Origin of the sequence: Bradyrhizobium sp. Leo170 (assembly GCF_004296405.1) — a bacterium.
Taxonomy (GTDB): Bacteria; Pseudomonadota; Alphaproteobacteria; order Rhizobiales; family Xanthobacteraceae; genus Bradyrhizobium.
Genome location: NZ_PSRR01000394.1, coordinates 1 through 7,387 on the forward strand (window position 1 = coordinate 1; position 7,387 = coordinate 7,387).

General features: G+C 63.3%; 5 protein-coding genes and 2 pseudogenes. 2 read left to right on the plus strand and 5 right to left on the minus strand.

Annotation, left to right across the window (positions count from 1 at the left end; genetic code table 11):
- Both CWO89_RS38130 and CWO89_RS38135 read right to left on the minus strand, forming a co-directional pair.
- A pseudogene (locus tag CWO89_RS38130) lies at positions 1–367 on the minus strand (GNAT family N-acetyltransferase); the annotation flags it as partial.
- A gap of 15 nt (positions 368–382) precedes the next feature.
- Positions 383–1,318 carry a cupin-like domain-containing protein gene (locus CWO89_RS38135; protein WP_130583500.1) on the minus strand — a complete coding sequence of 312 codons (936 nt, stop codon included), beginning with the start codon at positions 1,316–1,318 and terminating at the stop codon, positions 383–385.
- 180 nt (positions 1,319–1,498) lie between these two features.
- Here CWO89_RS38135 and CWO89_RS38140 point away from each other — a divergent pair, with 180 nt between their 5' ends.
- A complete protein-coding gene (locus tag CWO89_RS38140) occupies positions 1,499–2,617 on the plus strand; it encodes a glycosyltransferase family protein (RefSeq protein ID WP_130583501.1) in 1,119 nt (372 codons plus the stop codon).
- Here CWO89_RS38140 and CWO89_RS38145 read toward each other — a convergent pair.
- Both CWO89_RS38145 and CWO89_RS38150 read right to left on the minus strand, forming a co-directional pair.
- Positions 2,587–3,900, minus strand: a complete 1,314-nt coding sequence (locus CWO89_RS38145; protein WP_130583502.1) for an O-antigen ligase family protein — start codon at positions 3,898–3,900, stop codon at positions 2,587–2,589. The genes CWO89_RS38140 and CWO89_RS38145 overlap by 31 nt on opposite strands.
- Positions 3,897–4,906: pseudogene (locus tag CWO89_RS38150) on the minus strand (glycosyltransferase family 2 protein). Before CWO89_RS38150 ends, CWO89_RS38145 begins: the two are co-directional and overlap by 4 nt.
- 405 nt (positions 4,907–5,311) lie before the next feature.
- Here CWO89_RS38150 and CWO89_RS38155 point away from each other — a divergent pair.
- Entirely contained in the window at positions 5,312–6,445 is a 1,134-nt protein-coding gene (locus tag CWO89_RS38155; RefSeq protein WP_130583503.1) for a radical SAM protein, read from the plus strand.
- A 68-nt stretch (positions 6,446–6,513) separates the two neighbouring features.
- Here CWO89_RS38155 and CWO89_RS46365 read toward each other — a convergent pair.
- On the minus strand, positions 6,514–7,387 hold an 874-nt coding region (locus CWO89_RS46365; protein WP_207234656.1), incomplete at its 5' end, for a glycoside hydrolase family 26 protein.

The following is a 7,387-nucleotide window of genomic DNA, read 5'->3' on the forward strand; positions in this document are numbered from 1 at the left end:
CTGCCGCGGCGTCGCGCGGCGCCGCGGGCCCAAGCAACGGCGCGTTGTAATCGGTGAGATCAAGGTCGGCGAATTCGATGGTTCGAATGCGGCCCTGTCGATGACGGATCAACGGCAACAGCGCGGCCGGCTCGCCAGTCGCGGCATCGGTGACGAAGGCGATCACCGGCGAGACGCCCTCGGTGTCGGCGAAAGCGGCGTACCAGGCTTCATACCATTGCGGATTCTGGAACGCGGTCGGAGGCGCGAACGTACCCCACCGCGCTGCTGCCGGCTTCCAGTCTGTAAAGATCTCGACGCGGTAGCCGGCCGCCCGCGCTTTCGCGTGCGCGGAGAGCCTGCCCGCCGATGTCGCAAGTACCGTCATCGCCACACGCCGCGCTTACGCCGCCTTCGGCAGATCGACGATCTTGCCGAGCTCGATCTCATCGAGACGGAAGTCGATCGGGCGGCGCACGGCGCGCTCGCGCTTCACCCACTTGCCGTCGCGCAAGAGCTTCTGCATCACCTGCTTGGCAAAGAAGGACGGGCCGTGAAGGCTGCGGCTCTTCGGCGCGTAGCCGAAGCGATGACGCAGCATGCTATTGGCGAGATGCAGGATCTGCGCGCGCCGGATCTCGTCGTCGACGTAGGACACCGTCATCGAAATGTTGACGACGCCGAGATTTTCGACCCGATGCGGCGCGTTCAGCGGCCAGTTCAACATCTGGCCAGGCTCGAGATCGATCACCTGGGCATGCTGGTCGTACCAGGAGGCATAGGGGATATCGACCTCGACGTCGAACAGCGCGATGTCTTCGAGGTGCTCCGGCCGGATGAATGGCGGTGTGTTCGGATAGATGTAGACCCGCTTGCGTCCGGCGATCTGGATCAATCCCTGCCCCGGCAGGTCGGAATGGTAATAGACCTGGGCGTCCGGCGAGGAGACGAGGATGCCTGCCTGATGCGTCGGCGCATCAAAGCTCGGAACCTTGGCGGCGATCTCCGCAAACATCTGGTCGACCATCACGCGGAAACGGCGATCGATGGAGGTGACATTGCGCAGGTTGAGCCAGAGACCACCGCGCGAGATCGCCTCGATCACCTCGCGACCGCTGAGCTTGCCGATTTCGCCTTCGCGCCAGACCCGGCCGGAACCCTTCGCACCTGTCTTGACCAGGCTGTAATGCTCGCGCGGATAGTTCTCGATCAGCTTCGCGAGCTCATCCATCGAGAACGCGGGTTGCTTGTGCATCGCGTGCTCGAGCCGGATCGGCTGATGGCTCCAGAGCTCCGAATGGGTGTCGTCCCATTTGGTGAAGATCTTGCCTGTCGTCATGTCGCGCTCCTGGTCGCCTTGCGTCGTTTTGATCTTCCGATGTCCCGTTACGGGACGACCGGGCAGCCTTCACACGAGGATTGGCAAGATCGGTGCCGGCACTGTTTCGGGCGCTTACCGGAAGCTAAGGTCTGCGCGGTATGCTAACCGAGATCACCCCGGAAGCCCTGCCGCTGCGCGATGACCTCCACACCCCGATATCGGGCGCTGTTCCTCGGCGCGGGAGCCGAGATGCATTGCGGCGTCGGACAGTTCACGCGCTTATTGACTGACGCGATCGAAAAGCTCGACCCCGGCAGTAGCCAAACATTAACCCTGACGCGCGGCCAAGGATCGCTCCACGACATCTGGCGCGCAGTCGGTTCGGCGCAGAGCGTGATCTGCAATTTTCCGATCGTGGCCTGGAAGCGCGTGATCCTGCGGCCGCTTCTCACGCTCGCGATCGCGAAGCTCAGGCGGCGCAAGGTCATCCTGGTCGAACATGAATGGGCCGGGCTGAACTGGATGCGGCGGATCACCTACATTCCCGCGGTGTGGGTTGCCGACAGCATCGTCATGTTCTCGCCGCTGGTGCGGAAGGAACTTGCCGATGACGCCGTGGTCAGCTCCGCCGTAACGAAATCCGTGCTGGCGCCACTGCCGCCCAACGTCGAGGCGCCCTCGAAGACCGAAGACTCCGAATTGCGGCGGCGGCTATCAGCGGCACGCGTCAGCGGACGATTGGTGATCGGCCATTTCGGCTCGATCTACCCGGGCAAGCAGCCGAATGCGCTGCTCGAGATCGGCGCGATCCTGAAGGCGCGCGGATTGCGGCCGCTGCTGGTCTATATCGGCTCCTTCATTCGCGGCGTCGACAAGGTCGAGGAGAATTTCCACGCCCGCGCCGCCGAGCTTGGCCTCGGCGAGGACGTGATCGTCTCCGGCTTCGTTGCCTCCGATGCCGAAGTATTCGGCCTCTTCGGCGAGGTCGACGCCTTCTGCTATCCGCTCGACGAAGGCATCACGGCCCGCCGTTCGAGCATCCTCACCTGCGCGCAAGCGGGCCGGCCGCTGGTCGCGACCGGCCCCGCGCTAGCGGACGAGTTCGACCATCATCCGCGCTTCAGGCAGTTGATCGATCGCGGCGCGATCGTGCTGGTTCCGCGTGGATCGGCAGGCGAGGTCTATGCGGATGCGATCCTGGCCGCGGCGAAACGACCACCGCCGCAGGCGCCATTCGATTTCACCGGCTGGTGGCGCGATGTGGCAACGACGGTGGCGGCCGTCATCTATGCCCGCAAACGGAACCGCGCGAGATAGTGCAGGCCGAACACGGCGATCAGGAACGTCGCCCAGATCGGATCGGCGCGGTCGAGGAAGAAGCTCTCCATCGACGACAGATAGAGGCCGAACAGCCATATCCGCAGGAACATCATCGACAGCGGGCCGTCATTGCCGTCCTCGTCGGCGGCCTGGAAATCGCGCAGCGGCTTGACGACAACAGCGGCGATCAGGAACACAAGACCCGGCAGGCCGGTGCCGAGCGCGGTGTCGAGATAACCGTTATGGCTGTGCGAGGCATAGCCTGCCCATTCCTTGCCTTCCTTCAGATTCGTGATCGCATTGCTGCCCCAGAAGGCTTCGAAACCATAGCCGGTCAGGAGCCGCTGATGCAGCGAATCGACGGCAAAGACCCAGATGTCGGAGCGGCCGGTGAAGCTCGTATCCAGCGGCAGGAGCTTTGCGATCGACGCGAGCGTGTCGCTCAGCACCGTGCCGACGCTGAACAGGTTGAGCACGATGAGCGGCAGCAGCAACATCAATGCGCGTCCCCAGAAGGAACGAACGACCGACGTCAGCGAGGTCAGCAGCAGCACGGCCAGGCAAAGCGAGATCGAGCTCTTGCCCGCGGAATAGACCAGGAACAGGGCCGAGAGCGCTATGACGATGACGCCGGAGATCCATCCGCCGGCACGGATGAAGTAGACGCCGAGGAACATCGTCATCGCCATTATCGCAGCGGCGACGTTCTTGTGCCCGAACGCGCCACGCCAATTGCCGGCGAGCGCCGGCTCCTGCGGGTCGGTCGCCAGATGGATCGACAGGTTCGGAGCCAGCAAGATCCCGAGATAGCAGGTCGCGAGCAAGACCAGCGCGGCGATGCTGAACCACCGCATCAACTCGCTCTGCGACTTCGGCAACAGCATCACCGTCGCCGTCACCACCACGACGAATACCGAGAGCGCAAAGCGGCGACTCGAGGTGGCCGGATCGAACGACAGTACGACCGTCAGGCAAAGCCAGGTCCCGAACAGCACATAGGCCGGGGTCAGCAGCGACGCCAACGCCGGCATGTTGTCGCGCATGGTCAACACGAGCATCAGCACCATGAGCAGGCCGAACAGCGCGTAGAGCACGGCCTCCTTGCCGGAGGTCACCTCTCCGACGCGCATGTCGCTGAGATCGTCGAACGGATGCAGCGAAATCCACACCAGCAGCAGGATGCCGATGAAGACCGCGGCGCGGACGAAATCCATCACCGGCCGCCGCCACACATCGGCGAAGACGGCCCGGGCTTCGGACGTGATGAGAAACTCGGTCACGAAACGATCTTCGCCGCGGCGTAGGGTTGCGGCTCGATGCCGAGCACCGCAAGCGCGCTGCCGACGGCCACCATCATCGGATGCATGGCGATGATGGCCTTCCGTTCCCTCAAGACGATGCGCGTGGCGCGGAATAGCGAGAACGGCACCAGGCCGAACATCTTGGCCATCACAGCGGCACGCGACCACGTCGACTGCGCGCCCTTGCGCTCGATGTGATAGTTGATCGCCCCGATCCGCAGGCCGCGCCGCACAATCCAGCCGAGCTTGGTCCGGCTCCGCGGCACCGTCTCCGAGATGGCCGCTTCCGTCGCCCAGTAGAATCGGAAGCCCGCACGGCGGGAGCGTGCAAAGAAATCATGGTCGCCGCCACCTAGGAAATTGAAGCGCAAATCGAACGCGGGGCTGCCGAGGCCAGCGAACACCTGGCGCCGGATCAGCAATTGCCGCAGCCATAGATCACGGGCACCGGCCCGCTGCTATGATAGGCCGGCGCAAATGCCGGATGACGCTTCAGGCCGCGCTTGCGCTCGTCGTCGAAATTCGGCCAGACCGGCCCGCCGATCACGTCCGCCCCGGTCGTCTCGGCGGCCTCGATCATGCGCTCGAGCCAATCCGGCGAGGCGATCTCGTCGTCGTCAATCATCAGGAAGTTCGCGGCTTGCGGGAAGGTTGCGAGCGCCGTCTCGAACGCTGCGTTGATGGCGTGGCAGTTACCCTGCCGCGGCTCGACGAGGCAAAGGCCATTCAGCTTTCCAGACGCCAGGAATTCCGCGGCCACCGGTGCGCTTTCACAATTGGCCGCGTCGTTCTCGACCACCACGACCGCAAAGCGGCGCGCGGTGCGCTGCGCGGCGACCGATTCCAGCGTCAGCCGCAGATGCTGCGGCCGGCGGAAGCTCGGGATGCAGACTACCGTCTCGACGGAGCAGTCGAGCCCGGGCGAGGCCGCGACCCAGGCGCGGTCCGTTACAAGAAACTCGGTCGCAATCGACATCTTGTTCATGGCTTCAATCCCAGTCCGCGACACGCCGTCCCAGAACGGGTCACGCCACCATCATGGGACGCAATCGTCCCGAAATCGTTGATGGGCGGAGCCGCACGAAAGCGATTCGCAGGGTATGGCCAGGTCATGGCAAAATCCGATCCAGCCACGCGCGGCGCGGCGACGATCTCTTGCGAGGGTTAATCGGAGGGCATTTCGCGCGCTTTCCGCTCCACTGCCATTCGATGAGCATTGACGAGCGCGCGATGGCGCGCGCGTTGGCAGCAATTCGTTAAGGTTAAACACCGTCGAGAGCGCCGGCACGAAGAGCCTTCATCCCCACTGGCATTCGATTTGCTGTTCCTCGGGACGACAAAGAAATCGACCGAGACCGTAACAACACTCGCAAACGTCTGAGGTTTCACCTTGAAAGCGCTAGACCTCGTTTCGCTGGGCACAAAACATGTCCGCAACGCGCTGTCGGAAGAACTCTATCTGCGCACCGGCCGCGATGTCACCCGGCCGGCCGCGATCTTCGCGGAGGTCGTCGAGCGCTGCAACTACAAGTGCCGTTATTGCGATTATTGGCGCCGCCCGAACTACCGCGAGGAAATGTCGATCGAGGAATGGCAGCGCGCGCTCTCGAGCCTGAAGGAATTCATCGGCGCCTATCATGTCGAATTCGCCGGCGGTGAGCCCTATATCAAGAAGGGTTTCCTCGACCTCGTCCGGTTCTGCCGCGACAACGACATCCATTGGGGCGTGACCACCAATGGCGGCGCCTATCTGAACAAGAAGATCGTCGCGCGGACGGTCGAAGCACATCCCTTCAACATCAACATCTCGATCGATTCGCGCGATCCGAATATCCACAACTATTCGCGCGGCGTCGAAAACTCGCTGAACGACATCGTGCAGGGGATCCGGAACGTCTCCGAGAAGCGCCGCGCCGAAGGATTGGATTTTCCGATCATCATCAAACCAGTCGTGCACAGACTGAACTTCCGCCAGCTCCCGCAGATGGTCGACTGGATCCAGCAGATCGGCGCCACCGCGCTGAGCTTCCAGCCCGTCGAGATGGGCACGCAGGAGGTCGAGGACGAATTGTGGATCGGCGAACGCGAGATGGATGATCTGATCGCGGTTCGCGACGAGTTGCTGCGGCTGAAGCGCCGGGGCGCGCCGATCCTCAATGGCGAGGCCGTGCTGAACGCCTGGCCTAATCATTTCCGCCGCGAGAAGGCGCCGCCGGAGGTCATGCCCTGCCGGGTCGGCATGCGCAACTATTTCATCCGCTCCGACGGCCGCCTCGAGGTCTGCTGGTTCTTCAAGCCGATCGGCAACGTGCGCACCCAGACCGCGCGCGAGATCTGGTACAGCGAGGAAGCGCGCATGCGCCGCAAGGAAACCGTGGCCTGCGACAAGCTCTGTCTCTTCACCTGCCTCGCCCAGCGCACGCTGCAGGACAAGCTCAAGATGGGCCTGACCCTGCTGACGGGAATGAAGGCGCAGGCGAACGAGGTCAACAGCAACCGCAGCCCGGGTGAAGCGGCAGCGTAACCCCTGGCCGCTCGTAATCGCTGATGCAGTTGTCCCGGGTTGCGCTTCGCTTCACCCGGGCTACGAGGTCACTTGGCTGCGAACAGCTTTCGGAACAGCTTTTCCGATTCCGGGAAGCGGCCGGTGTCGATCTGCGTCGGCCATAGGCCGTCGACATTGAAGTAGGCCGCATAAGCGATGCTGTCGCGGTTCTCCACAAACCAGTCGTGCATTTTCTGGATAAAGTAAGGATTGTCGCCGGCGTGGCCGACGCCCCACTCCGGAAAGCTCATGCGCTTGCCGTGGCGCGCGGCGAAATCGCGATGCCATTCGAGACCGAAAGGCGCCTTGAGATAAAGCGTCTGCCAGCGCTCCTCCACCGAGCCTTCCGATTTGAAGTCGTAGACGTCGAGCCCGATATAGTCGACGACATCATCGCCGGGATAGGCGAGATCGGCCGGCATCTCCTGCGCCCCCCAGCCGGGACACCAGTCGAACTTGAACTCGCTGGACGCACGGCGGAAGATCTCCGTCACGCGCCGGAACGCCCTGATGTAGTCGGCTTCCTGGCCCTTTGCGAACCAGCCCATCTGCGAGAGGTTCATCTCCCAGCCGAGCCGGATGATCGCGCGCGGCTGCGCATCGGAGATCGCGCGGGCCGCCGCCTCGAACTCGGAATCATGCAGACCATCCGCGACATCGACCAGCGGCGTTCCCGTGATCGTCAGCGGCATCGACCAGACCACGTTCCGTTTTGGATTAAGCCGTCTCCAGATGCCCGGCACCCAATCCACTTTTCGAAAATCTTCCCAGGTCGATTGGCCGTAGAAGTCCACACCGAGCACGGATGACGGCTTCTGCTTCAGCCATTTCTCCCAGGCCTGCAGCATGTGCTCGCGGCCGTCGGATCCCCAGTCCACAAAGGCGCCGGCAAACCGCGCGGGATCGGCGCCGAGACGGGAG